This is a genomic window from Pantoea sp. ICBG 985, from assembly GCF_002928365.1.
GTDB lineage: Bacteria > Pseudomonadota > Gammaproteobacteria > Enterobacterales > Enterobacteriaceae > Pantoea > Pantoea dispersa.
Window position 1 is genome coordinate 146,018 of the sequence record NZ_POWM01000004.1, and the last position, 25,760, is coordinate 171,777.

The window sequence follows — 25,760 nt, forward strand, 5'->3', positions numbered from 1 at the left end:
CCGCAACCGATAGACATCAGTAAAGCCAGATCGCGTCTGTCTTTACTCATATCCAACAGCGAACGGGGCGTAGCCTCACCGCATGGTGAGCGGGAAATGCGAACAACAGATGACAGAGGCGCGCTTGTCATGAAGCGCACGGCGACAAGTGCAGATGTGCATTGTACCGGACATGGCGGCGTCCTCAGCGATGAAGATGGGGAAGAAATTCGGGCGACATGATGGCATCTTTTTTTACCGGGAACAACCAATCAGCGCGGAATTTTAATGCAGAACACCAACGTGCTACTTCATTGATTTACATGAATAATAGTTAAGGTGTCTATTTTTAACTGCCTGAATAGTCGAAGATTACGCAAAGTTATGCAGAATGTAACGCCGGTGCGATAGCGACCGCATGCCGCGCCCATCCGCCTGGCACTCCCTAAGACAGAAGCGTACTATGGAGCGCACTTCTTCCAACCAGCCGGAGGCTGCATGTTCAAGGCACTGGTCATTGAAAATGATGAACAGGGATACCGCACATCCCTGCAGGATCTGTCAGAACAACAATTGCCCGATCAGGATGTTACCCTCGAAGTAAGCTACTCCACCCTCAACTACAAAGACGCGCTGGCCATCTGCAATAAAGGGCCGATTGTGCGCCAGTTTCCCATGGTGCCGGGCATCGATTTTGTTGGCCGGGTGATCCACAGCCGTCATCCGGAGTGGCAGCAGGACGATGTTGCGCTGCTCACCGGCTGGGGCGTGGGTGAAAAACACTGGGGCGGGCTGGCGCAGAAAGCCAGCGTCTCCGGCGACTGGCTGGTTAGCGTCCCGGCGGCGCTCAGCCCGCTGCAAACCATGGCGATTGGCACCGCCGGCTTTACCGCGATGCTGTGCGTGCTGGCGCTGGAAAAACAGGGCATCACACCGCAGCACGGTCCGGTACTGGTTACCGGTGCCAGCGGCGGCGTGGGCAGCTTCAGCGTGAGCCTGCTGGCGCGTCTCGGCTATGAGGTGGTGGCATCCAGCGGCCGCGCCAGCGACAGCGCCTACCTGCTCGATACGCTCGGCGCCTCCGCGATTATCGACCGTAACGAACTGAGCGCGCCCGGCAAACCGCTGGCGAAAGAGCGCTGGGCCGCCGCGATCGATAGCGTCGGCAGCCACACGCTGGCCAATGTGTTAGCCGGGATCCAGCGCGACGGCGTGGTCGCCGCCTGCGGCATGGCGCAGGGCCTCGATCTGCCCACCAGCGTCGCGCCGTTTATTCTGCGTGGCGTTACGCTGGCCGGCGTGGACAGCGTGATGTGCGCCAAACCGCTGCGTCAGCAGGCGTGGCAGCGTCTGGCGGAGCTGGTTGACGGCGCGCTGCTGGAGCAAATGACCAAAGTGATTCCACTGAGTGAGGCGCGCGCAGGCGCAGAACAGCTGCTGGCGGGCCAGGTGCGTGGGCGGCTGATTGTCGATTGCCGCCAGGCGCCCTGACCCGGTGCAGGTGCAGTTATGGCCGCAACTGTATCTGCGGCCGATCCTGCGCTGGCGGCGTAACCACCTGCAGGTCGGCCCGATACCAGCGCGTCAGGATCGGTTCGGTCATTACCGCGTGCGGCGCGCCCTGCGCCACCAGCTGGCCGTGGTGTAACAACAACACCCGATCCGACCACAGTGAGGCCAGATTCAAATCGTGCAGCACCGCGCAGACGCTAAAACGGCCATTGCGCGTCAGCCGGTGCAGCAGGCGCAGAGTGGACTGCTGCCAGTAGAGATCGAGCGCGGAGGTGGGTTCATCCAGCAACAGCCAGCCGCGCGGGCCGTCGTCATGCCACAGCTGCGCCAGCACCCGGGCCAGCTGCACGCGCTGCTGCTCCCCGCCCGACAGCGACCGATAGTCGCGCTGCGCCAGCGGCGCACTGCCAGTTAACTGCATCACCTCCTGCACCACCGCCTGGCAGTTACCGGCCGGCCAGGGTGCGCGCCCCATCGCCACCACGTCGGCAGCCGGCAGCGGAAAGGTGACGCTGTTTTGCTGGCGCATCACCGCGCGGCGCTGCGCCAGCGGTTCGCGCGGCCAGGCCGCCAGTGGACGATCGCCCAGCCAGCACTCACCGGCGTCCGCGTGCAGAAAGCCGGTCAGCAGCCGCAGCAGCGTCGACTTACCGGCACCGTTAGGACCGATCAGGGTAACCATTTCGCCCGGCGGCAGCGTCAGGGAAACATCATCGATTAAGGTACGCGTTCCCCGGCAAAACCGCAGTCCGCGCGCCTGCAACTGCTCACTCATTCAGCCCCCTTTGCTGGCGCAGAATCTGCCACAGGAACCACGGCCCGCCCAGCAGACTGGTTAGCAGCCCGACCGGCATTTCGGCCGGAATCACCACGGTGCGCGCCAGCGTATCCGCCAGCAACAGCAGAATCGCTCCCGCCAGCGCCGCGCCCGGCAGCAGCCAGCGGTGGTCACTGCCGAGACAAAAACGCATCACGTGCGGCACCACCAGCCCGACAAAACCGATAATGCCGCTGACCGCCACCGCCGTGCCCACCAGCAGCGCACTCAGCACCAGCAGCTGGCGCTGCGTGCGTTTAACATCGACGCCCATATAGTGCGCGTCCTCTTCGCCCAGCTGCAGCAGATTGAGGCGACGCGCGCGCGTCTGCACCAGCAGCAGCGCCGGAACGATCAGCAGCGCACACACCAGCAGGCTCGGCCACTGGGCACCCGTCAGGCTGCCCATGCCCCACAGCGACAGCTGACGCAGCTGCTGGTCGTTGCTCAGCCAAGACAGCACGCCAACCGCCGCGCCGCATAGCGCATTAATCGCAATGCCCACCAGCAGCAGGCGCGCCAGCTGGCCCTGCGCCAGCCGGCTAAAGCTGAAGATCAGCAGCGTCACTACCAGGCTGCCGGCAAACGCTGCCAGCGAGGGCAGCCACAGCGCCAGCAGCGGCGGCAGGCTGAGCGGCAACACCACTGAGAGCGCCACCGCCAGCCCGGCACCGCTGCTGATCCCCAGCAGTCCGGGATCGGCCAGCGGATTACGAAACAGCCCCTGCATCACCGCGCCGGACACCGCCAGCGCCATGCCAGTCAGCACCGCCAGCAATACGCGCGGCAGGCGAATTGTGAGCCAGATTTGCCAGGCCAGATCGCTGAGCGGCGCCTGCCACAACGTGCGCAGCGACAGCGGCATCGCGCCGAGGTTGGCCGCCAGCAGCATGCACACCAGCATGCTGATACTCATTAACATCAGCCAGCGCATCATCAGGCGGTTAATCATGCTCCACGGCTTCCGCCGCATGGCGCAGGCGCAAAATCGCGTCCGGCGTATCGAGGCCGAAACTCAGCAGCGCCATCTCATCAATCACCAGCAGCGCGTGATGCTGGCCCGCCGGCGTCAGCTGCAGGCCCGGCAGCGCCCACACCGCCTGTTCGCCACCCAGCGTGCGCAGACCCTCTTCGCCGACCACCACCAAATCCGGTGCCGCCGCCACGACGCCCTCCTGCGACAGCTGCTGATAATGCGGCACCGCGCCCATGGCATTAATCAGGCCGGCAGCGCGAATTGCGCCGTCAGCGCCGGTCTGCGCACCAGCCGCCTGGGTGCGTAAGCCGCCGTGCGCCATGATAAACAGCACTTTCACCGGCAGCGGCTGCTGCGGTAGCTGCGCACGCTGTTTGTTGACCTTGTCGATCAACGCGCGGGCCGCCTGTTCACGCTGCAGCGCTTTGCCAATGGTGGCGATTTTGTCCGTGATGGCATCGAGGCGGTTATCCCCACTGACTTCCACCACCGTTACCCCGGCGTCCGCCACCTGCTGCAACACCAGCGACGGTTTAGCCAGCGCGCTGGCCAGTACCAGCGTCGGTTTCAGTGCCAGAATGCCTTCCGCGTTGAGCTGGCGCATATAGCCGACATCCGGCAGCCTGGTGGCCGCCGCCGGATGCTGGCTGGTGCTGTCACGCGCCACCAGCTGCGCCTGCGCATCCAGCGCGTAGACGATCTGCGTTACATCGCCCCCGATAGTAATGATGCGCTGCGCCGCCCACGCCGGCAGCGTCAGCAGAGTAAGCAGTGTCAGGATCAGCGCTTTCATGCGGCGGCTCCTGTCGGCGTCAGCGCCATCACCTGCTCGCGCCAGCGTGCCTGTTCCGGCGTGCCCTCGCTGCGCTGGCCGTACAGCTGGGCAATCTGCGTGCCATCGGCAGCGAACAGCTCCAGACTGGTAACGAAGCCATCGCCGCCCGGCTTGCGCGTCACCCAGCTCTCGTGAATGCGATCCGCCATCAGATGCAGCGTGAACGTGGGATTAAAAACGTTAATCCAGTTATCCAGCGGCACCACTTTCCCGATAGTGCCGGTAAAGATCTGGGTACAGCCGCGATTGCCGACGAAAATCATGATTTCATTGCCATCCTGCTGTACCTGGGCCAGCAGCGTTGCCAGCGCGGTGTTGCTCACCTGACGCGCTAAATCATCCGGCACCGCGCGAAACGCCTGCGGCCGCGAGAGATGGTGACGCTTCAGCAGGCCAAAGAACTGATGCACATCGGTCATGGCACGCCACTCCGCTTCGACAGTGCCGGCATCCGCCCTGTCGCTGAACGGCGGGGCGCTGACCGGCTGCGGCTGCAGCTGAGGCGCGTGCGCCAGCCGGAAGCGCTCAATTAACGCCTGCCACGCCGGCATCTCCGTTTGCGCGGTGGTGTAGATTTTCAGCACCGCATCAGCGTGACGATCGAAAATCTGTATGCTCTGCCGTTCGCCGTGCGCGGTCTGCTCGTGCAGGAAGAAAGCACTGTGCCACTGCGCGGGAAACAGACGCTGGTCGAGCGCACGCGGATTAAGCACCAGCCCGCCATGTTCGCCGAGATGCAGATTGCTGTAGGTTCCCACCTGTTCGTGCACCGCCCAGGCATTGCGCGTAATACTTTTGGTCTCACCCACTGCCGCCAGCGCCGTCAGCAGCGCCGGAAAATCGGCGCGCAGCGGCTGCGCGTCGTGGCCCACGCGCGCTTCGCATAGCTGTGCTTCCCCTATGCCCATCAGCGCGGCTAAATCACGCGCGTACATTTTTGGCTGCTGGCCTTTCAGCGCCAGATAGTGTTGATAGCGTTGATGCATTGCGCTTGCTCCCGTGAAAATGCCCTGCGCCACCGCAGGGCGAAAAGTGATTAGAAGTCGACGTTCACGCCCAGTTGCCAGGTGCGTCCCGGCATCACGGCCAGATTGATGTCGTTGCGCTCCTGCGCGCTGGCGCTGGTCAGCGTGCGGCTGCTGAGGTAATCCCAGTATTTACGATCGGTAATGTTGTAGACACCGCCGCTCAGCCTGACGTTTTTTGTCAGCTGCCAGTATGCGGTGGCATCGATCAGGCCGTAGCCCGGCACGCGCATGTATTCGCTGCTGGCGTCGCTGATGGCCGCCCCGCTGTTGCTGTAGCTCTCACGGTTGGTGGCGCTGGCCTGTTTGCCTTTGACGAAGGTGGCGGTGAGCGCCGCGCCGTAACCGCGCGCTTTGTCGTCCCACGCGACGCCGACAATCGCTTTTAGCGGCGCGACACTGTCGAGATCGATGTATTTGTCGCCCAGATAGCGGGATTTCGCTTTCCCCTCGCTGTAGCCGAGCGCGAACGTGCTGCTCAGGCCATCCACCGTCGGGAACCAGCTGCCGTAGTTGACGCGGGTGCTGATCTCCGCCCCATAAATGTAGGCTTTGTCGCGGTTCTCAGCCTGATAACTGGTGTAGATGTTGGCCGGAACATTGACGAACATCGCCGGGTTGGTGGCGCGACGATAGCGGGTGTAAGCAATAAAGTTTTTGTAGGTGTTGTAGAACACCGAGGTATTGAGGGTGATGCCGTCAGTCGGCTGTCCTTTCAGACCCCACTCAAAATTGTTGCTGGTCTCGGTTTTCAGATCGGCATTACCAATCAGCGCATACTGCGCGCTGCCGGCGTAGCTTGAACCAAGGTTCCACGAGCCGTACAGCTGGCTGGTGGTCGGGAACTCCACGCCGCGCTTATATTGCAGCCAGGTGGTGAGCGCCGGGTTGATATCGTACTGGAAGGTCAGTGACGGCAGCACTTCGGTGTCTGAATTGGTCTTGCCGTACAGTTTTTCCACCTGCTCTGCGGTCAGCACCGTGCTGCCGTTGGTCAGATCGCCGAGGTTCTTCGGTTTGGTGCTTTGATGAATAACGCGCACGCCGGGAATCACCGCGAAATTGTGGCTATCGAGATCGAAATTGATTTTATCCTGCAGATAGCCGGCCACGGTCCAGGAACGGCTGTCCGACTGCGGCTGGGTGATGATGCCGAAGGTGCCCGGGTTCGGCTCCTGGCGGAACGGACGCTCGCTGTTCTCCACGCGCGCGTTGACGCCGCCGCTCAGTTCGTGGCGGCCGAGGGTTTTGCTGGCGCGCGTGTCAAACCCTAAGGTATCGACGTTGTAGTCAGAGTAGACGAAGCCGTACTGACTGGCGCTGGTCGGTAACCAGGTGGTGTCGTGCGCCTCGGTTTGCTGCCAGTAAATTCGCGTGGTCAGCGTATCGATCATCTCGTTGTACGGCGTCCACTCGTCGGCAAGGTTAATGCCCCAGCGGCGCGAATCGCTCTGCTGTTGCGCAGTGCCCCAAATAGTGTTGCCGCTGCTGCTGTCCCAGGTATCGTAGTGGGTGTGATTGGTTTTGTGGTAGTAGTCGAAGGTGGCGCTCAGCTTGTGCTGATCGTTTGGCTGCCAGATGCCCGACGTCATAAAGGCATCCGAGTGCCAGTTGGCCGGGTAGGCGTCTTTTACGCCGCTGTTGTTGCGCGTCTGCTGGCCGTCGCGGCGGCTGTAGACAAACAGGCCGCGCAGTTCATCATCCCCTGCCGCCGCGGTGATGCCGTTGTGCCAGCTGCGGTCTGCCGAACTGTAGTCGCTCTGATAACCGAAATAGTGGGTTTTATCGCTGCTGAGATAGTCGTCCGGCGACTTGTTATGAAACGATACGTTACCGCCGATTGCGGTGTTAGGTTGTTCCACCGATGTAGCGCCCTTCTCAATTTCGACGCTGCCAAACATATACGGGTCGATGTAGTCGCGACCAATACCGAAGGTATTGTTACCGGCGCGACTGACGTACGGACGACCGGTGGCGTCCGGTACCGGAATGCCATCAATATCCAGACCGACACGGTTACTTTCCAGACCGCGAATGTTGTAGCCGGTGTAGCCTGCACGGTCAAAGCCGCTTTTACCGGCTGACGAACCGCCCGCCGCGCCAGTGGCGCTGACCAGCGGCTCATAACGCATGATCGAACCGAAGTCATTGGCGCCGCGTTTTTGCAGATCGCTGGCGGTGAGCGTGGTTTTGCTGCCGGCCTGCTGCTTAGGTGCGGTAACGGTCATTACCGGTTCATTGCTGCTGTTGTTCTCTGCGGAACGCGCCAGCGTACTGCTGTCGCTGGCGGCATAGCTGCAGGCTGCGTGAATGGCTGAAGCCAGGACAGCGACGTTAAACAGACGCTGCCGGAAATTTCCCTGAAGGTGTAAAGACATGCGCGAAATACCTGGTTAATTGTTAGTATTCGCTCACTTATTTGCTGCCAGAAAACCACGGCTTTATGCTAAAAACCGTGAAACAGCGCGTCACGCTGGCCAGATAATGTTATCGATCCCGGCACCTGTGGCACAGTGTCATGTGCGCTTGAGTGCACAGCTGCCGTATATAACTGGCCGCGGTGCCGCAGGGATGCCTGTGGGATTTATAGAGAGTAAAATGATGGCGAAAACAATTTAATGCAATTGCTAATCATTATCAATATCATTTGCATCAAGATGTATCTTTGTGCGCACAATTTGTTAACCCATGATTAATCAGGCACTAACAGGAGGGATAAGATGGCAGATAAACCGGCAGTAACCATTCACTATTGTACCCAATGTAACTGGCTGCTGCGTTCGGCGTGGATGGCGCAGGAGCTGCTGCATACCTTTGCCGGCGATCTCAGCGCGGTCACGCTCCAGCCCGGCAGCGGCGGCGTGTTCGAGATTAGCATTGATGGTCAGGTAATTTGGGAACGCAAACAGGAAGGCGGCTTTCCCGATGCGGCAGCACTGAAGCAGCGGGTGCGCGATGTCTGCTGGCCGGATCGCGAACTGGGGCACGTGGACAAGAAGAAACCGTAACGCGCTTAGCTGTTGGCGATCTTCTCTGCCGCGTCCTGCAGCGCCGCCACGACAATTTCCACCGTGGCCGGTGAAATCTGCTCCTGCGATAGCCGGTGATTGAGCGTATAGCGAAGCGTATGGATCGCCTGCTCCACCTGCGGAATGCTGCGGTTGTTGACCAGGATCGCCAGCGAAGTGAGCCGCCCGATAATCACCGCCACGTTTTCGCCATTTTCCGCCAGCAGCGCGCGGCCCGCATCGTTGAGCGCGTAGGCTTTGCGCGTGGCCTGGGCATCCACCACGCGAATGGCGTCCATCTCTTCCAGCAGCGTCAGGTTGGGATAAATAATGCCGGGGCTGGGGGAATATTCGCCTTTCGACAACTCTTCCACCGATTTGATCAGCTCATAACCGTGCGCCGCGCCGCTGGCCAGAAAGTGCAGCATCAGCAGGCGAATATCACTGGCATCCAGCATCCTTTCGCGCCGCTTTCTGCGTGCGCCGGCACAGCTGGCACGCTGTGCCGCATCGGCGTGCTCTGGAACATCCCGCTGCTGTTTCATCGCCTTCCCGGGGTCAGTTGAGGGAGGTTGATAGTAGTCTGGTGCCTGGTAAAATTCAACACAGGCGGCAGCGGGCGGGCGCCGGTTATTTCTGATGCCAGTAAGCGACGGCGCGCACCAGGTCGCTGTGCGCCGCACGTTGCTGCGTAAAGTAATCGCTCAGCTGTTTCACCGCCGCGCCTTCGCCGGTCAGCCAGATGAAGTAGTCATCAGCAGGCAGCATAATCGGGTCCAGCAGCGGCGTCAGCGCCTCAGTCTGCATGTTGCCGCTGCCGAGCCAGCTCACCGTGACGTCCGGCAGGTCGCCAAGATACGCGCGGCCGACTGGCTCATCAACACAGGCCAGCAGATGAATCTGCTGTGCCTGCATTTCCTGATAGCGGCGCTTAAATGCCGGCAGACCGGTCTCATCGCACACATAAATCTGACAGGCATAATCCACCGGCACGACGCATGAGCCGCGCGGGCCGCCCATCGCAATGCGATCGCCCGGCTGAGCGGCACTCGCCCAGCTGCTGGCGACGCCGCCGTCGTGGATGTAAAAATCCAGCGTCAGCGAATCGCTGCCGTTAAAGGCCAGCGGCGTATAGTCGCGCGCCGCCGGACGCACGCCGTCAGGCCAGACGATGCCTTCGTCGGTCATGTGTGGTAGCGCCAGCGCACCGCTCGGCGTATCCGGGAAAAACACTTTGATATGGTCGTCAAAAGAGGGCGAGTGGAAACCCGCCAGATCGCTGCCGCTAAAGACGATGCGCCAGAAGGCATCGGCCACCCGCGTTTTGCTGGCGACGGTGATGTGACGGAAGCGTAATTCATTGCGCACGCGTTGTGGAGCGCGGTGGTGAGTCGGGTTTGGCAACGTTTCTCTCCCTGCAGCGACGGTCCCGCGCTACTGCGCTGCCGCACACCGCTGATGGTGCATGTTATCGAAAATCATTCTCATTAAACGCCTTGCAAGATACCTATGATATATTTTCGATGCAATGCCGAAAAATGCTATTGGCGAAAACGGAACCGGTTTTTGCAAGGTGAGGAAGCGTTTTTTGGCGGGGATTTTCACGGCTTGAGGTCGCCATAAATGGCGACCCTACAGCGTGTCAGCGTATTTTTGAAAGGTAACGGCTGTCGGGGATGTGAATGACGAAAAACAATGCCGTTGAATATCTGCACGGCAGAACTGCGCATAAAAAAAGCGGAGAGTTGCCTCTCCGCTTGTTTCTGTCTGCGCACCCGATTAGCGGGTCAGATCGTCAAAGAACTTCTTTACGCCGTCGAAGAAGCTTTTCGAACGCGGGCTGTTTTTCTCGCCGGTGGGTCCGCCGAAGCTCTCTTCCAGCTCGCGCAGCAGCGCTTTTTGCTTGTCGTTGAGGCTGACCGGGGTTTCCACCACCACGCGACACAGCAGATCGCCGACCGCACCGCCGCGCACCGACTTCACGCCTTTGCCGCGCATGCGGAACAGTTTGCCGGTCTGGGTTTCTGCCGGCACTTTCAGCTTCACGCGACCGTCGAGCGTCGGCACTTCAATCTCGCCGCCCAGCGCTGCCATGGCAAAGTTGATCGGCACTTCGCAGTACAGGTTGTTATCTTCACGCTCGAAGATCGGGTGTTTCTTCACCGAAACCTGCACGTACAGATCGCCAGCCGGTGCGCCGTGTTCGCCCGCTTCACCTTCTCCGCTGAGGCGGATACGGTCGCCGGTATCGACGCCTGCCGGGATTTTCACCGACAGCGTTTTCTGGCGCTCAACGCGGCCATGGCCGTGACAGGCGTTGCACGGATCTTTAATCACCGAGCCGCGACCGTGACAGGTCGGACAGGCTTGCTGCACGGTAAAGAAGCCCTGACGCATCTGTATCTGGCCCGCACCGTGACAGGTCGGACAGGTCTGCGGCTGGGTGCCCGCTTTGGCGCCGCTGCCGTGGCAGACATCACACTCTTCCAGCGTTGGAATGCGGATCTCTTTGGTCACGCCGCGTACCGCTTCTTCCAGCGTCAGTTCCATGTTGTAGCGTAAATCGGCGCCGCGTGAGGCGCGCTGACGGCGACCACCACCAAAGATATCGCCGAACACGTCGCCAAAGATATCGCTGAAGTCGGCACCGCCGCCACCAAAGCCGCCGCCGAAGCCGCCACCACCGCCCTGCTCAAACGCCGCATGACCGTACTGATCGTAAGCTGCACGCTTCTGCGCATCGGTGAGGATTTCGTAGGCTTCCTTGACCTCTTTGAATTTCGTCTCGGCCTCTTTATCGCCCGGATTACGGTCCGGGTGATACTTCATCGCCAGGCGCTTATAGGCCTTTTTGATTTCGCGCTCATCGGCGGATTTTGAGACGCCTAAGATCTCGTAAAAATCACTCTTAGCCATTTTTCTCTGCCCTTAACATGATCGCACGGGCGTGGAGAAATCTCCGACGCCCGTGCTGGTTTCAACGGCTGTCAGGCCAGCCGTCGCGCCCGGTCAGGGGCAATTATTTTTTATCTTTCACTTCTTCGAATTCAGCGTCGACAACGTCGTCATCTTTCTTCGCCGAAGCGTCGCCGGCATCCGCTGCGCCGGCCTGAGCCTGTTGCTGCGCCAGTTCCATCAGCTTGCTGGACACTTCCATCAGCGCCTGCATTTTGGCTTCGATTTCTGCTTTATCTTCGCCTTTCAGCGCGGTGTTCAGCTCGTTCAGGGCAGACTCGATCGGTGCTTTGTCTTCCGCTGACAGTTTGTCACCGGCTTCGTCCAGCTGCTTACGCGTGCTGTGCGCAATCTGGTCACCCTGGTTACGCGTCTGCACCAGCTCTTCGAATTTACGGTCTGACTCGGCGTTAGCTTCCGCGTCACGAACCATTTTTTCGATCTCTTCCTCGTTCAGGCCAGAAGAAGCTTTGATGGTGATCTTCTGCTCTTTACCGCTGTTTTTGTCCTTCGCAGACACGTGCAGAATACCGTCAGCATCGATGTCGAAGGTCACTTCGATCTGTGGCATACCGCGCGGCGCAGGCTGAATACCGTCGAGGTTAAACTGGCCCAGCGATTTGTTATCCGCTGAACGCTTACGCTCACCCTGCAGCACGTGAATGGTCACGGCAGACTGGTTGTCTTCAGCAGTCGAGAACACCTGGCTGTGCTTGGTTGGGATCGTGGTGTTCTTGCTGATCAGCGACGTCATCACGCCACCCATGGTTTCGATACCCAGCGACAGCGGGGTCACGTCCAGCAGCAGAACGTCTTTTACTTCACCAGCCAGCACGCCGCCCTGTACCGCAGCACCCACAGCGACTGCTTCGTCCGGGTTCACGTCTTTACGTGGCTCTTTACCGAAGAACTCCGCCACTTTCGCCTGCACCATTGGCATACGCGTCTGACCACCGACCAGGATCACGTCGTTGATGTCAGAAACCGACAGGCCAGCGTCGTTCAGCGCCACTTTCAGCGGCTCAATTGAACGGGTAACCAGATCTTCCACCAGTGATTCCAGCTTCGCGCGGGTCACTTTAATGTTCAGGTGCTTAGGACCAGTCGCATCCGCCGTGATGTACGGCAGGTTAACGTCGGTCTGCTGCGCAGAAGAGAGCTCAATTTTCGCTTTCTCTGCGGCTTCTTTCAGGCGCTGCATCGCCAGCGGATCGTTGTGCAGATCGATGCCCTGATCTTTCTTGAATTCGGCAACCAGGTAGTTGATCAGACGGCTGTCGAAGTCTTCACCACCCAGGTGGGTATCACCGTTGGTCGCCAGTACTTCAAAGGTTTTTTCGCCGTCGACTTCGTCGATCTCAATGATAGAGATGTCGAAGGTACCGCCACCCAGGTCATATACCGCGATGGTGCGGTTGCCCTGACCTTTATCCAGGCCGTAAGCCAGTGCCGCTGCGGTCGGTTCGTTGATGATACGTTTTACGTCCAGACCCGCGATACGGCCGGCGTCTTTAGTCGCCTGACGCTGCGCATCGTTGAAGTAAGCTGGAACGGTAATAACCGCTTCGGTTACCGGTTCACCGAGGAAATCTTCCGCGGTTTTCTTCATTTTTTTCAGCACTTCTGCAGAGATCTGCGGCGGTGCCATTTTCTGGCCTTTCACGTCCAGCCATGCGTCACCGTTGTCAGAACCGATGATTTTGTACGGCATGATTTTGATATCACGCTGCACTTCTTCGTCCTGGAAACGACGGCCGATCAGGCGCTTGATTGCAAACAGGGTGTTCTGCGGGTTGGTCACCGCCTGACGTTTAGCCGGTTGACCGACCAGAGTTTCGCCATCCCCGGTATATGCAATGATTGACGGTGTGGTGCGATCGCCTTCGGCGTTTTCAAGCACGCGTGCTTTGCCACCGTCCATAATCGCCACACATGAGTTGGTTGTACCCAGGTCAATACCAATAATCTTACCCATCTAAACGTCTCCCACTTAAATTCTTTGCCAAATTGGGTTGTGAAGCAGAGATGCGGTCACGCTGACCACTTTCAACTGCTGCGGCAGATTTTTTTGCTGCCTCACAATGCTTGATGACAACTAAATGGGGCCGCTTCGAAGCGCATCAAGGGTTAAAACTAAAAAAAATTTAGATTCTCTTACCGCGTGAGATCAAAGTGCGGCAAAAGCCACCTGATTATGATGCAGCGCCCCGCGCCCCACCGCTGTTGGCGCGGGCGTTAAACCAATAAACAATAACGCTGCTGCTGAGGAATTATGGGCAACACCACGCTGGCGAATCCCGCCCCACTGGGCCTGATGGGTTTTGGTATGACCACCATCCTGCTCAACTTACACAACACCGGTCTGTTTGAAATGGATGTGATTATCCTGGCGATGGGCCTCTTTTATGGCGGCATCGCGCAAATCCTTGCCGGGCTGCTGGAGTATAAAAAAGGCAACACCTTCGGCCTGACCGCCTTTACTTCCTACGGCAGTTTCTGGCTGACGCTGGTGGCGATTCTGCTGCTGCCAAAAATGGGACTGGCCGCGGCCGCCGATGGCCATTTCCTCGGCGCTTATCTGGCGCTGTGGGGACTCTTCACGCTGTTTCTGTTCTTTGGCACGCTGCGGGCCGCAAAAGTGCTGCAGTTTGTGTTTGCCAGCCTGACGCTGCTGTTTGCGCTGCTGGCTATCGGTCATCTGCTGGATCACGCGGCGCTGCTGCGTATCGCTGGCTGGGTGGGCATCGTCTGTGGTGCCAGCGCCTTTTATCTGGCGATGGGCGAAGTGCTGAACGAGAAGTTTGAGCGCAGCGTGTTGCCGATTGGCGAGTAATCAACGGCGCGCGGAGCCGTGCCGCTCCGCGCGCTGTCATTACGATGAATGCAGCGAAACATCCAGCTGCGCATTAGCCTGGCGGCTGTCATGCCATAACCACAGCGCCACCAGCATGCCGATCAGCGCCAGCGCCAGCACGTACCAGGCCGGCGCCATCGGCGTCAGCGACATCATTAGCGTCACACTGATCGGCGTCAGGCCGCCAAAGATGGCGTACGACACGTTGTAAGAGAAGGAAATGCCGGTGAAGCGCACCGCCGCCGGAAACGCCCGCACCATAACAAACGGCACCACGCCGACCACGCCCACGCTCAGTCCCGCCAGACCGTACCAGATGAACAGCATCTGCGGCGTGCCGCCAAGCTGCTGGAAAAAGCTCCAGCTGCACAGCGCCAGCAGCAGCGAACCAATCAGTAAGGTACGCGCCGCACCGTAGCGATCGACGATCCAGCCCGCCAGCACGCAGCCGATCAGCAGCATCACGGTCGCGAAACTGTTGGCCTGCAGACTGAGCGCCGCCGGCACGCCATGCTGTTTCTGCATCAGCGTCGGCGCCATCAGAATCACCACCACAATACAGGCTGATAATAGCCAGGTAAGCAGCATCGACACCGCAATGCCGCGCTTATGGCTGGCGAGAATGGTCTGTAGCGGCAGCTTTTCCGCCAGCGCTTTGCGCTGCTGCATCTGACGAAATACCGGGGTTTCATGCAGCCAGCGACGCAGATACATCGCCAGCAGGCCAAACAGGCCGCCGAGGAAGAAAGGAATGCGCCAGCCGTGATCGCGTATCGCCGCCGGCGAGAGCGAAGTATTCAGCACCGTCGCCACCAGCGAACCGAGCAGAATGCCGGCGGTTAAGCCCGCAGTCAGCGTGCCGCAGGCAAAACCGATGCGCTTCTCTGGCACATGCTCCGCAACAAACACCCACGCGCCCGGCACCTCGCCGCCAATGGCCGCGCCCTGCAGCACGCGCATCAGCAACATCAGTAACGGTGCGGCAATGCCAATGCTGGCGTAGGTGGGCAGCGCGCCCATCGCCAGCGTCGGCAGCGCCATCAGCAGAATACTCAGGCTGAACATCTTCTTACGCCCGACTTTGTCGCCAAAGTGCGCCATGATGATGCCGCCCAGCGGGCGCGCCAGATAACCGGCGGCGAAGATGGCAAAGGTCTGCACCTGACGCAGCCATTCCGGGATGTCTGGCGGAAAGAACAGCTCGCCAATCACCGCAGCGAAGAAGACGAAGATGATAAAATCGTAGAATTCCAGCGCCCCGCCCAGGGCAGCCAGCGCCAGGGTTTTGTAATCCTGGCGGTTGAGTCGACGCGTTGTCAGCGAATCCATAAGAGTGCGGTATCCAGAGGCCATGTCAGTATAGTTGTAAAGCTGCGGTTACTATACCGTCAATATTTTGCCACACCAGTCACTCTGCATTTTATGCCTGAAAACGGCAATTTTCAGACGTTTGTCTCACGCCGTGCGCTTTTCGGGCGAAAAGCTGCTACCATTTCCGGGTGGGTTTCGACGTAAGGCCCTTCCAGCAGCTGTAAACAATAGGGTACAGCCGCGAAAATCCCTGGCACTTTCACCGTACCGTCATCCGCTTTCAACCCTTCCAGCGTCTCTTTAATCGATTTCGGCTGTCCCGGCAGATTGAGGATCAGCGACTGCTTGCGGATCACGCCCACCTGGCGTGACAGAATCGCGGTCGGCACAAACTGCAGGCTGATCTGCCGCATCTGCTCGCCAAAGCCGGGCATCTCGCGGTCGGCTACCGCTAAGGTCGCATCCGGCGTGACGTCGCGCCGGGCCGGACCGGTACCGCCGGTGGTCAGCACCAGGTGGCAAAAACGTTCGTCGACCAGCTCGCAAATCGCCTGCTCAATCATCGGCTGTTCATCCGGAACCAGGCGGGTTTCAATCTCAAACGGTGTCGCCAGCGCAGCGCTAAGCCAGCTTTCCAGCGCCGGAATGCCCTGATCCTGATAGATGCCGTTAGCGGCCCGATCGGACACGGAAATTAAGCCAATACGTAAAGTATCCATAGAGTTATCGCTGTGTTGACCGCGGGGCGGTGAGAAAAAGGGGAATGGCAGAAAGGATAATACAAAGCATCAGCGAGGGAAACGCGAAAACCGTGGCGACCGGCAGCCGCCACGGCACATCACCTTACAGCAGTTCGGCGATCATCTTCTCAAGTTTGCCCTGGTCGATGGCAAAGTTGCGGATACCTTCGGCCAGTTTGGTCACCGCCATTGGATCCTGGTTGTGCTGCCACAGGAATTCCGCTTCGGTCATTTTAGCCGGACGCGCTTTCACTTCGCCGCTGTAGCTCAGTTTACGCTCTACGCTGCCTTCGCTCTCGGCCAGCTCTTTCAGCAGGCCTGGAGAGATAGTCAGGCGGTCGCAACCGGCCAGCTCAATGATTTCGCCGACGTTACGGAAGCTGGCGCCCATCACCACGGTTTCATAGCCGTGCTGCTTGTAGTAGTTGTAGATCTCAGACACGGATACCACGCCTGGATCTTCATGCGCTGCGTACTCTTTCTTGTCGGTGTTCTGCTTGTACCAGTCGAGGATACGGCCAACAAATGGCGAAATCAGGAACACGCCCGCTTCGGCACAGGCACGCGCCTGGGCGAAGGAGAACAGCAGCGTCAGGTTACAGTTGATGCCTTCTTTCTCCAGCTGCTCCGCCGCGCGGATGCCCTGCCAGGTTGAGGCCAGTTTGATCAGGATACGATCGTTGCTGATGCCGGCATCGTTGTACAGTTTGATCAGGCTGCGTGCTTTCGCGATGCTCGCTTCGGTGTCGTAAGAGAGTCGCGCGTCAACTTCAGTAGAGATACGTCCCGGGATCAGTTTGAGAATTTCCAGACCAATGTTGACGGCCAGCTTGTCAGAAACCAGCGCCAGCTGCTCTTCTTTGTTGCTGCTCTGCTGACGTGCCCAGCTAATGGCTTCGTCAATCAGTTTGCGGTATTCAGGGATTTGCGCAGCGTTGAGGATCAAAGAAGGGTTAGTGGTGGCATCCTGCGGTTGGTAGAGTTTCATTGCCGCGATATCACCGGTGTCGGCGACCACAGTAGTCAGCTGACGCAAGGAAGTAAGTTTGTCCGTCATGGTTCTCTTTTCTCTTAAGTTGACTGTCAGGGTGTAAAAGGCTGTTGCGATAATATCACGCAGGCTAAGCGGCGCAACATCGCCGCGTGCCCTTTACGATAGCGCTAACAAATGGGAGCGATTTGCCGATCTGTGCAGCTTTTTTGCTACACTCGTCGCGACATTTTTCCCATCCATCCCCTGAATACAGCGGGTCAACGAGGACAGACACAATGCTGATGGTTATCTCGCCAGCCAAGACACTGGATTATGAAAGCCCGCTGGCAACGTCACGGTTTACCCAACCGGCGCTGTTAGAAAAATCACAGCAGCTGATTGACGTGGCGCGCGATCTTTCCCCGGCGCAAATCGCTTCGCTGATGGGCATCAGCGACAAACTGGCGCACCTCAACGCCGACCGTTTCAGCCAGTGGCAGCCGCCCTTCTCACCCGATAATGCGCGGCAGGCAATTCTGGCCTTCAAAGGTGATGTTTATACCGGTTTGCAGGCAGAGACCTTCAGCGAAGCCGACTTTGATTTTGCCCAAAAACACCTGCGCATGCTTTCGGGCCTGTACGGCCTGCTGCGCCCGCTGGATTTGATGCAGCCGTACCGCTTAGAGATGGGCATCAAACTGGCGAATCCGGCCGGCAAAGATCTCTACAGCTTCTGGGGCGACCTGCTGACGCAAAAGCTCAACGACGCGCTGGCGGAACAGGGCGATGACGTGCTGATCAACCTCGCCTCCGATGAGTATTTTAAAGCCATCAAGCCGAAGCAGCTGAATGCCGAGCTGGTTAAGCCGGTGTTCCTCGATGAGAAAAACGGTAAGTTCAAGGTGATCAGTTTCTACGCCAAGAAGGCGCGTGGCCTGATGAGCCGTTATGTGATTGAGAAGCGCCTGACGAAACCGACGCAGCTGAAGAAGTTTGATGTTGACGGTTATTTCTTTGATGCGGCGGAGAGTAAGGGTAACGAGCTGGTATTTAAGCGCCGCGAGCAATAACGCCAGCTTCACCTGAATCGTAGCGGCGCAAATCATTGCGCGTCTGTTAAAAACCCGCGCGTTAAATCGCGCCGCCAGAAAAATGCATAACGGGCCGATGTGACCGGCCCGTAAGATATTTACTTCAGCAAAAACGCCCGCAGCGCGGCGAAATCCGCCTTCATGGCATGCGACAGCAGCGGCAAATCGGCGCGCGCGGCCAGCGCTTCCGGCAGCGGCAGCGGCTGGCCGAGAATCTCTTCCACGCTCTCCTTAAACTTCGCCGGATGCGCGGTGCCGAGGAACAGGCCAAACTCCCCTTCCTGCAGCTGATCGCGCAGCAGACGATAGGCAATCGCCGCGTGCGGTTCTGACAGGTAACCCAGCTCTGCCAGCTCGCGCATGGTGGCTTTGGTGGTCTCATCCGACACCGCGCCGTAGGCCAGATCGGTCAGGCGCCAGGTTTTGCGGCGGAACAGCTCTTCCACACGCGGCCAGTTGTTAGGCTGGCTGACATCCATCGCGTTCGACAGCGTTGCCACGGTCGCGTTCGGCTGCCACTGACCGTCGGCAAGGAAGCGCGGCACGGTATCGTTGGCGTTGGTCGCGGCGATAAAGCGCTTGATCGGCAGACCGAGCGATTTCGCCAGCAGACCGGCCGTGAGATCGCCAAAGTTACCGCTTGGCACCGACACCACCAGCTGATTACGTTTCTCCTGCGGCAGTTGCGCGACCGCCTCGAAGTAATAGCAAATCTGTGCCAGCAGACGGCTGATATTGATGGAGTTAGCCGAGTTCAGGCCGATGGCTTTCTTCAACTCTTCGTCATCAAACGCCTGCTTAACCAGCGCCTGGCAGGCATCGAAGTCGCCGTCGATCGCGATGGTTTCAATGTTGCCGCCCAGCGTACAGAACAGCTTCTCCTGCAGCGGACTGATTTTGCCCTGCGGATACAGGATGACCACGCGCACGTTTTCCATGCCGTAGAACGCGTGCGCCACCGCTGCGCCGGTATCGCCGGAGGTCGCGGTCAGAATGGTGATCTGCTCATCCGCGCCAGACACGTACGACAGCATCTGCGCCATAAAGCGCCCGCCGAAATCTTTAAACGCCAGCGTCGGACCGTGGAACAGTTCGAGGCAGGCCACATCGTCGCTCACCTGGCTCACCGGTGCCGGGAAAGCAAAGGCGTTCTTCACGCGCTCGGCCAGCTGGTGCGCGGCAATTTCATCGCCGATGTAAGCAGAGAGAATCTTGCTGCTGCGGCTGACGAAATCCATCTCCAGCATCGCATCAATGTCGGTCAGCTCGAATTCCGGCAGTTCCAGCGGGAAAAACAGCCCCTGCTGCGAGCCGAGGCCCTGTTTCACGGCCTGCGCGAAGCTAACCTGCTCGTTATGATCCTTAAGGTTGTAGAGTTTCATGCGTTATCCCAGTTTACGTGCGCCAGCCGTATCAAGACGGCAGATATGGACGAAGCCTTCCTCATTCTGCAGATAGTGCTGGCTCAGCCAGTCTGCCATCCGCTGTGCCGTTGCCATCTCGTTGCAAACGGCGAAAAGTGTCGGGCCAGAGCCCGAAATACCGCAGGCCAGCGCGCCAATGTCGCTGGCCGCCTGCCGCGCCTCCGCAAAGCCCGGCAGCAGTTTGGTGCGATACGGCTCGGCGATCACATCCTGCATCAGTTTAGCCGCCAGCAGCGGCTGACGGGTGTGGCAGGCGTGAATAAAGCCGGCCAGCAGACGACCATGTTTGATGGCATCCTGCTTGCGATACTGCGCCGGCAGGATGGCGCGTGCTTCCGCCGTGGAGACTTTGATGCCCGGATAAGCCATTACCCACAGCCAGTCATCAAAGCACGGCACCTCCTGGCTGATGATCCCGTTCTCTTCAATCATCAGCTGTACGCCGCCGAGGAAGCACGGCGCGACGTTGTCATAGTGCACGCTGCCGGAGATGCGCCCTTCCAGCTCGCCCATCAGCGCCAGCAGCTCGGTATCGTTAAGCGGCTGGCCGCAGAACTCATTCATTGCCATCAGGCCGGCCACCACCGAGCAGGCGCTGGAACCGAGGCCTGAGCCAATCGGCATGTTTTTCTCCAGCGTCATCGCCACCGGAACGTCTTTACCAATCGCCTGGCAGAAACGCTGCCAGCACTGGTAAACGATGTTTTCCTGCGGATCGGCGGGCAGTTTGCTGACAAAGCGCCCTTTATTCTGCAGGCTAAACTGCTCTGCCGCTTCGACCGACACGCAGTCGCCCAGCAGCGAGCCATCCACCGGCGAAACCGCCGCGCCCAGCACATCAAAGCCGACGCTGACGTTACCTATCGAGGCCGGTGCATAAATTTTTACCATCATTAAACTCCCAACTTCCACGTCAGCGTGCGCAGCAAATCGGCAAACACACCCGCCGCGGTGACATCATTCCCCGCGCCATATCCGCGCAGAACCAGCGGGATCGGCTGATAATAGCGGCTGTAAAACGCCAGTGCGTTTTCGCCGTTCTTCACTTTGTACAGCGGATCGTTGCCGTCCACCGCATCGATTTTAACTTTGCAGGCGCCGCCCTCTTCAATCGCGCCGACGAAGCGTAACACTTTACCCTCATCACGCGCTTTGGCAACGCGCGCGGCAAAGGCGTTGTCCAGCTCCGGCAGCCGCGCCATAAACTGATCGACGTCGGCGATGTCCGTCAGGCTGGCGGGCAGCAGCGGTTCGATGTCGATGTCGCTCAGCTCCAGCTGATGACCCGCCTCACGCGCCAGAATCAGCAGCTTACGCGCCACGTCAGTACCGGACAGGTCGTCACGCGGATCCGGCTCGGTAAAGCCCAGCTCGCGCGCCATGCGGGTGGCTTCGGACAGCGTCACGCCCTCATCCAGCTTGCCGAAGATAAACGACAGCGAGCCCGACAGGATGCCGGAGAATTTGATCAGCTCATCGCCGGCGTTCAGCAGGTTCTGCAGGTTTTCAATCACCGGCAGACCGGCACCGACGTTGGTGTCGTAAAGGAACTTACGGCGCGATTTCGCCGCCGCCGCACGCATCTGCTGGTAGTAATTCCACGACGAGGTATTGGCCTTTTTATTCGGCGTGACCACGTGGAAACCTTCGGCAAGGAAGTCTGCGTACTGATCGGCCACCGCCTGGCTGGAGGTACAGTCGACGATCACCGGGTTGAGCAGATGGTACTCTTTCACCAGACGAATCAGCCGGCCGAGGTTAAACGGCTCTTTGGCTTCCGCCAGCGCCGCCTTCCAGTTGCTGAGGTCGATGCCGTGCACATTAGTCAGCAGCGCATGCGAATTGGCGATGCCGCACACGCGCAGATCGATATGCTTGCCCTTCAGCCACGCCTGCTGACGGTGCAGCTGCTCAAGCAGCGCGCCACCGACGCCGCCGACGCCCACCACAAACACTTCGATCACCTGATCGGTGGCGAACAGCATCTGATGCACCACGCGTACACCAGTGGTGACGTCATCGTTGCTGACCACGACCGAAATGGAGCGCTCAGAGGAGCCCTGGGCAATCGCCACGATATTAATGTTGGCGCGTGCCAGCGCCGAGAAGAATTTAGCGGAGATGCCGCGCAGCGTGCGCATGCCGTCGCCCACCACCGAAATCACCGCCAGCTGCTCCAGCACGTCGAGCGGATCGAGCAGGCCATCTTTCAGTTCGAGGTAGAATTCCTCTTCCAGCACGCGACGCGCGCGCGCCTGCTCGCTCTGCGGCACGCAGAAGCTGATGCTGTATTCGGAGGAGGATTGGGTAATCAGCACCACGGAAATGCCGGTGCGCGACATCGCGGCAAACACGCGCGCCGCCATGCCCACCATCCCTTTCATGCCCGGACCGGAGACGTTAAACATCGCCATGTTATTCAGATTGGTGATGCCTTTTACCGGATTTTCATCCACTTCGCCTTCGCCGCCAATCAGAGTGCCCGGCGCCTGAGGATTGGCGGTATTTTTGATTAAGCACGGAATCTGGAACTGAGCAATCGGCGCGATGGTGCGCGGGTGCAGCACTTTGGCGCCAAAGTAGGAGAGCTCCATCGCCTCCTGATAGGACATCGACTTCAGCAGACGCGCATCCGGTACCTGACGCGGATCGCAGGTGTAAACGCCATCGACATCGGTCCAGATTTCACAGCAGTCCGCGCGCAGACACGCCGCCAGCACGGCCGCCGAGTAGTCGGAGCCGTTACGCCCCAGCACCACCAGCTCGCCCTTCTCATTGCCGGCGGTGAAGCCCGCCATCAGGATCATGTGGTCGGTCGGGATCTGGCTGGCCGCGATACGCCGGGTGGATTCGGCGATATCTACGGTTGATTCAAGATAGTGGCCCACCGCCAGCAGTTTCTCGACCGGATCGATCACCGTCACTTTGTGGCCGCGCGCCTGCAGCAGCGCTTCCATGATGGCAATCGACAGCTTCTCACCGCGACAGATAATGGCGGCGTTGACGGCATCCGGGCACTGCCCCAGCAGGCTGATGCCGTGCAGCACCTGTTTCAGCTGGGCAAACTCCAGCTCAACGCGGGTTTTCAGGCCATCGTAATCGAAACCTGGCTGAGCATCGGCCAGCCCCTGCAGCAGTTCGGCAAAAATGCGTTCGGCATCGCTGATATTCGGCAGCGCATCCTGGCCGCTGATGGTTTTCTCAATCATCGCTACCAGATGATTGGTGATTTTCGCCGGCGCAGAGAGCACGGTGGCAACCTGTCCCTGTTGCGCATTGCTTTCCAGAATGTCTGCCACGCGGAGAAAACGTTCCGCATTGGCTACCGAGGTTCCGCCGAATTTCAGCACTCGCATGATTGAAGCTCTCCTGAATTTTTGCCGAAAAAAAAGCCCGCACTGTTGAGGTGCGGGCTTCTTTCTTTTGTTTTTCCTGTATGCGTCAGCCCGCACCGTTACCTGTGGTAATGGTGGTGGTAATAATAATGGTGGTGTTCAGGCTGTGGTTACGCATTGAGATTTTTTCTGTCTGTCTTTGTCTTGTCCGTCTGCCTTCCAGAAGTAAAGCAAAGCGCACGTTAAGTCAACGAATTTGTCTTTGCACCCGAATGGTGCTGCTGCGCAGTACTGCGCCGCAGACGCCGAATCGGATTGCGATCGTTCAGGCAGCGTCACAGACGCCCGATCACTCACTGTCCGGAGCCGGTTTTCCCGAGCAATTATCTATAAGTTTTTTTTCTACGTCGTGCAGCAAACGGTGCAGCATGGCGCTGTCGCGCTGCTCAAGCAGACCGATGCGCTGATCGATCCAGTCCGCCAGCTTGGCATCATTGCTGACGTCCAGCGTCACCAGCAGCTGATGAAAGCGCTGACGCAGCGCCTGCAGCTGCTGCGCGTTAGCCGCCTCAACCGGCGCGGCTGCCACCTGATGCAGCGCCGACAGCTGATAGCAGTACACCATCACCGCCTGGCCGAGATTCAGTGAAGGATAGTCCTGCGCCATCGGAATGCCGGTCAGCAGATCGACCTGTTCCAGCTCCTCATTAGTCAGCCCGCTGTCTTCACGGCCAAACACCAGCGCGATGCGATTCAGCCACTGACGCTTCTCCTGCAGGATGGTTTCGACCTGCGCCGGCGTGGCGTAATAGCGAAACTTCGCCCGGCTGCGGGCGGTAGTGGCCACGGAAAAATCGACATCCGCCAGCGCAGCGCTCAGCGTGTCATAGGTTTTCACATGGTCAAGAATCTCACCGGCGCCGTGGGCCACTCGCCGCGCGGCCGGATCCTGCCAGGCGTCACTGGCGACAATACGCAACTCGCTAAATCCCATGGTTTTCATGGCGCGGGCGGCCGCGCCGATATTCTCCGGGCGAGCGGGTGAGACAAGGATCAGGGGGAAATGCATGATTTTTCCATCGAACGGTTAATAACCCGACCTATGTTGGCATGCAGGCGACAAAATACCAACCGCACGGGCCTGAGAAAATAAGATGTTAAGGATGTTAAAACAGGGCAAAAATGCCGGGCAGGCGTAATTATGCGTAATAAGCAAAATTTATGCGCTAAACCCATATTAAAACATTATTTTTCATGCAATTGAAAAGTTATTACCTGCAGGTTTTACTTTTGCGCTGATGCAGCTGAAATGTAGCGAAAATGCTGCTTTTTGTGAGCTAAGCTGGCATTCCAGTAGAAGTTTTTCATAAAAGTGTTAACGTGCTACACTTGCATTTGATATAAGTCAACGAAGCGTTGTTTTTATGCTTATCGGTTGTTGTTGGTGCTGTTAGGTTGCTGTTAATACGGTTAGGATAAGCGCCAGTCCGATACCCACGGGGCACGCAAATATTCATCCTGACTGGCTGAGCTAACACTGAAGTTGACGTAGATGGATGGTGTATTCCGAAGATCATTTCGTACACCGGTTGCGAACGGCCCACTGTTCAGTGGAACAGTTATGGCAACCGCCGTACGCCCTGTTTTCGATTTGTTGGCAAATTTTAGGTAGCGAAACATGCAGACCCCGCACATTCTTATCGTTGAAGACGAACTGGTCACGCGTAACACCCTCAAAAGTATTTTTGAGGCCGAAGGTTACGTGGTCTATGAAGCCACCGACGGCGCCGAGATGCATCAGGTTTTGACCGATAACGACGTCAATCTGGTGATTATGGATATCAACCTGCCGGGCAAAAACGGTTTACTGCTGGCGCGTGAACTGCGCGAACAGGCTAACGTCGCCCTGATGTTCCTCACCGGCCGTGATAACGAAGTGGATAAAATCCTCGGTCTGGAGATCGGTGCCGACGACTACATCACCAAGCCATTTAATCCACGTGAGCTGACGATTCGTGCGCGCAACCTGCTGTCGCGTACCATGAATCTGGCGATGCCGAGCGAAGAGCGCCGTCAGGTCGAGAGCTATCGCTTCAACGGCTGGGAACTGGATATTAACAGCCGCTCGCTGATCAGCCCGAACGGCGATCAGTACAAGCTGCCGCGCAGTGAGTTCCGCGCCATGCTGCACTTCTGTGAAAACCCAGGCAAAATCCAGACGCGTGCTGACCTGCTGAAGAAGATGACCGGTCGCGAGCTGAAGCCGCATGACCGCACGGTGGATGTCACCATTCGCCGCATCCGCAAACACTTTGAGTCGACGCCGGATACGCCGGAAATCATCGCCACTATCCACGGCGAAGGCTACCGCTTCTGCGGCGAGCTGCAGGATTAAGCGTCCGTCGCGAAACAAAAAAACGCCCGTCAGGGCGTTTTTTTATCGGCTCAGTGCCACGGCATAATCGGCACCGCGCTCAGCGCATTTTTCGGTGAACCATCGACCACTTTATCCGAATAGCTCAGGTACACCAGCGCATGACGTTTCTGGTCAAAGAAGCGCACCACCTGCAGCTTTTTAAACACCAGCGAAGTGCGTTTGCGAAACACCACTTCACCCTGCGCCTTGCCCTGCGCGATTTTATCGCTAAGCTCTATCGGTCCCACCTGCTGACAGGAGATGGCCGCGTCGGAAGTATCTTCCGCCAGACCCAGTCCGCCCTTAATACCGCCGGTTTTTGCCCGGCTGATATAACAGGTTACATTTTTAACGTCGGGGTCGTCGAAAGCTTCCACCACGATCTTATGATCGGGGCCAAACATCTTGAATACGGTGTCAACGGAGCCGATCTCCTCGGCCAGCACGCTCTGACTCAACATAAATGTTGCCAGCGTGACTATAAGATTGCGAGCTATTGTCATTGAGTT

At 58.6% G+C, this 25,760-nt stretch carries 23 protein-coding genes and 1 other annotated feature; of the genes, 5 read left to right on the top strand and 18 right to left on the bottom strand.

The genetic code is table 11. The features are described 5' to 3' along the window. Nucleotides 1-477: 477 nt before the first annotated feature. Nucleotides 478-1,470 carry an MDR family oxidoreductase gene (locus tag C1Y42_RS13280; protein WP_104093694.1) on the top strand — a complete coding sequence of 331 codons (993 nt, stop codon included), beginning with the start codon at nucleotides 478-480 and terminating at the stop codon, nucleotides 1,468-1,470. Between the two features lie 16 nt (nucleotides 1,471-1,486). Here the strand turns inward: C1Y42_RS13280 and C1Y42_RS13285 are convergent, their stop codons facing one another. From C1Y42_RS13285 to C1Y42_RS13305, 5 genes are read right to left on the bottom strand one after another with little or no spacing between them, the layout of a single operon-like run. Continuing rightward, nucleotides 1,487-2,266: a heme ABC transporter ATP-binding protein gene (locus C1Y42_RS13285; protein WP_104093695.1), complete on the bottom strand. Its 780-nt coding sequence runs from the start codon at nucleotides 2,264-2,266 to the stop codon at nucleotides 1,487-1,489. After that, nucleotides 2,259-3,245, bottom strand: coding sequence for a FecCD family ABC transporter permease (locus C1Y42_RS13290; protein ID WP_370445705.1), 987 nt, complete (start codon nucleotides 3,243-3,245; stop codon nucleotides 2,259-2,261). Before C1Y42_RS13290 ends, C1Y42_RS13285 begins: the two co-directional genes overlap by 8 nt. Nucleotides 3,246-3,252: 7 nt before the next feature. Continuing rightward, the gene (locus C1Y42_RS13295; protein WP_104093697.1) at nucleotides 3,253-4,077 is read right to left on the bottom strand and encodes a hemin ABC transporter substrate-binding protein; all 825 of its coding nucleotides are present in this window, start codon (nucleotides 4,075-4,077) and stop codon (nucleotides 3,253-3,255) included. Beyond that, nucleotides 4,074-5,105, bottom strand: a complete 1,032-nt coding sequence (locus C1Y42_RS13300; RefSeq protein WP_104093698.1) for a hemin-degrading factor — start codon at nucleotides 5,103-5,105, stop codon at nucleotides 4,074-4,076. Before C1Y42_RS13300 ends, C1Y42_RS13295 begins: the two co-directional genes overlap by 4 nt. A 50-nt stretch (nucleotides 5,106-5,155) precedes the next feature. Continuing rightward, on the bottom strand, nucleotides 5,156-7,522 hold the full coding sequence (locus C1Y42_RS13305) for a TonB-dependent receptor domain-containing protein (RefSeq protein ID WP_104093699.1): 2,367 nt from the start codon (nucleotides 7,520-7,522) through the stop codon (nucleotides 5,156-5,158). 342 nt (nucleotides 7,523-7,864) lie between these two features. Between C1Y42_RS13305 and C1Y42_RS13310 the strand changes: the two genes are divergently transcribed. Further along, nucleotides 7,865-8,152, top strand: coding sequence for a SelT/SelW/SelH family protein (locus C1Y42_RS13310; RefSeq protein WP_021506610.1), 288 nt, complete (start codon nucleotides 7,865-7,867; stop codon nucleotides 8,150-8,152). A gap of 5 nt (nucleotides 8,153-8,157) precedes the next feature. Here the strand turns inward: C1Y42_RS13310 and C1Y42_RS13315 are convergent, their stop codons facing one another. The 4 genes from C1Y42_RS13315 to dnaK form a co-directional block, all read right to left on the bottom strand. Then, a complete protein-coding gene (locus C1Y42_RS13315; RefSeq protein ID WP_021314062.1) occupies nucleotides 8,158-8,697 on the bottom strand; it encodes a PadR family transcriptional regulator in 540 nt (179 codons plus the stop codon). Between the two features lie 85 nt (nucleotides 8,698-8,782). After that, nucleotides 8,783-9,556 carry a siderophore-interacting protein gene (locus C1Y42_RS13320; RefSeq protein WP_104093700.1) on the bottom strand — a complete coding sequence of 258 codons (774 nt, stop codon included), beginning with the start codon at nucleotides 9,554-9,556 and terminating at the stop codon, nucleotides 8,783-8,785. A gap of 375 nt (nucleotides 9,557-9,931) precedes the next feature. Continuing rightward, the gene (gene dnaJ, locus C1Y42_RS13325) at nucleotides 9,932-11,068 is read right to left on the bottom strand and encodes a molecular chaperone DnaJ (RefSeq protein ID WP_104093701.1); all 1,137 of its coding nucleotides are present in this window, start codon (nucleotides 11,066-11,068) and stop codon (nucleotides 9,932-9,934) included. Between the two features lie 103 nt (nucleotides 11,069-11,171). After that, nucleotides 11,172-13,082 (bottom strand): molecular chaperone DnaK, encoded by a 1,911-nt coding sequence (gene dnaK, locus C1Y42_RS13330; protein WP_021508662.1) that lies wholly within the window; start codon nucleotides 13,080-13,082, stop codon nucleotides 11,172-11,174. Between the two features lie 297 nt (nucleotides 13,083-13,379). On the opposite strand from dnaK, the gene satP reads away from it, so the two are divergent. After that, nucleotides 13,380-13,940: an acetate uptake transporter gene (gene satP, locus C1Y42_RS13335; RefSeq protein WP_058757128.1), complete on the top strand. Its 561-nt coding sequence runs from the start codon at nucleotides 13,380-13,382 to the stop codon at nucleotides 13,938-13,940. Between the two features lie 39 nt (nucleotides 13,941-13,979). On the opposite strand, the gene C1Y42_RS13340 is transcribed toward satP, so the two are convergent. From C1Y42_RS13340 to tal, 3 genes are all read right to left on the bottom strand, one after another. Then, nucleotides 13,980-15,290 carry an MFS transporter gene (locus tag C1Y42_RS13340; RefSeq protein ID WP_058757129.1) on the bottom strand — a complete coding sequence of 437 codons (1,311 nt, stop codon included), beginning with the start codon at nucleotides 15,288-15,290 and terminating at the stop codon, nucleotides 13,980-13,982. A gap of 113 nt (nucleotides 15,291-15,403) precedes the next feature. Then, the gene (gene mog / locus C1Y42_RS13345) at nucleotides 15,404-15,991 is read right to left on the bottom strand and encodes a molybdopterin adenylyltransferase (RefSeq protein ID WP_059011780.1); all 588 of its coding nucleotides are present in this window, start codon (nucleotides 15,989-15,991) and stop codon (nucleotides 15,404-15,406) included. 124 nt (nucleotides 15,992-16,115) lie between these two features. Further along, nucleotides 16,116-17,069 carry a transaldolase gene (gene tal, locus C1Y42_RS13350; RefSeq protein WP_058757131.1) on the bottom strand — a complete coding sequence of 318 codons (954 nt, stop codon included), beginning with the start codon at nucleotides 17,067-17,069 and terminating at the stop codon, nucleotides 16,116-16,118. A 212-nt stretch (nucleotides 17,070-17,281) separates the two neighbouring features. On the opposite strand from tal, the gene yaaA reads away from it, so the two are divergent. Further along, on the top strand, nucleotides 17,282-18,055 hold the full coding sequence (yaaA, locus tag C1Y42_RS13355) for a peroxide stress protein YaaA (RefSeq protein WP_058757132.1): 774 nt from the start codon (nucleotides 17,282-17,284) through the stop codon (nucleotides 18,053-18,055). 119 nt (nucleotides 18,056-18,174) lie between these two features. On the opposite strand, the gene thrC is transcribed toward yaaA, so the two are convergent. The 5 genes from thrC to C1Y42_RS13380 form a co-directional block, all read right to left on the bottom strand. Next, entirely contained in the window at nucleotides 18,175-19,458 is a 1,284-nt protein-coding gene (gene thrC, locus C1Y42_RS13360) for a threonine synthase (RefSeq protein ID WP_021508656.1), read from the bottom strand. Nucleotides 19,459-19,461: 3 nt separating this feature from the next. Continuing rightward, nucleotides 19,462-20,391 (bottom strand): homoserine kinase, encoded by a 930-nt coding sequence (gene thrB / locus C1Y42_RS13365; RefSeq protein WP_104093879.1) that lies wholly within the window; start codon nucleotides 20,389-20,391, stop codon nucleotides 19,462-19,464. A gap of 2 nt (nucleotides 20,392-20,393) precedes the next feature. Then, a complete protein-coding gene (gene thrA, locus C1Y42_RS13370; RefSeq protein ID WP_021508654.1) occupies nucleotides 20,394-22,856 on the bottom strand; it encodes a bifunctional aspartate kinase/homoserine dehydrogenase I in 2,463 nt (820 codons plus the stop codon). 26 nt (nucleotides 22,857-22,882) lie between these two features. Next, nucleotides 22,883-23,006 (bottom strand) — a sequence feature (Thr leader region). Beyond that, complete coding sequence (thrL, locus tag C1Y42_RS23750) at nucleotides 22,942-23,013, bottom strand: thr operon leader peptide (RefSeq protein ID WP_128601299.1); 72 nt, start codon at nucleotides 23,011-23,013, stop codon at nucleotides 22,942-22,944. It overlaps the preceding feature by 65 nt. A gap of 171 nt (nucleotides 23,014-23,184) precedes the next feature. Beyond that, nucleotides 23,185-23,904: a tRNA/rRNA methyltransferase gene (locus tag C1Y42_RS13380; protein WP_104093702.1), complete on the bottom strand. Its 720-nt coding sequence runs from the start codon at nucleotides 23,902-23,904 to the stop codon at nucleotides 23,185-23,187. A gap of 609 nt (nucleotides 23,905-24,513) precedes the next feature. Here C1Y42_RS13380 and arcA point away from each other — a divergent pair. After that, nucleotides 24,514-25,230 carry a two-component system response regulator ArcA gene (gene arcA, locus C1Y42_RS13385; protein ID WP_021508652.1) on the top strand — a complete coding sequence of 239 codons (717 nt, stop codon included), beginning with the start codon at nucleotides 24,514-24,516 and terminating at the stop codon, nucleotides 25,228-25,230. A 50-nt stretch (nucleotides 25,231-25,280) separates the two neighbouring features. On the opposite strand, the gene creA is transcribed toward arcA, so the two are convergent. After that, on the bottom strand, nucleotides 25,281-25,754 hold the full coding sequence (gene creA / locus C1Y42_RS13390; RefSeq protein WP_022548913.1) for a protein CreA: 474 nt from the start codon (nucleotides 25,752-25,754) through the stop codon (nucleotides 25,281-25,283). Between the last annotated feature and the right edge of the window lie 6 nt (nucleotides 25,755-25,760).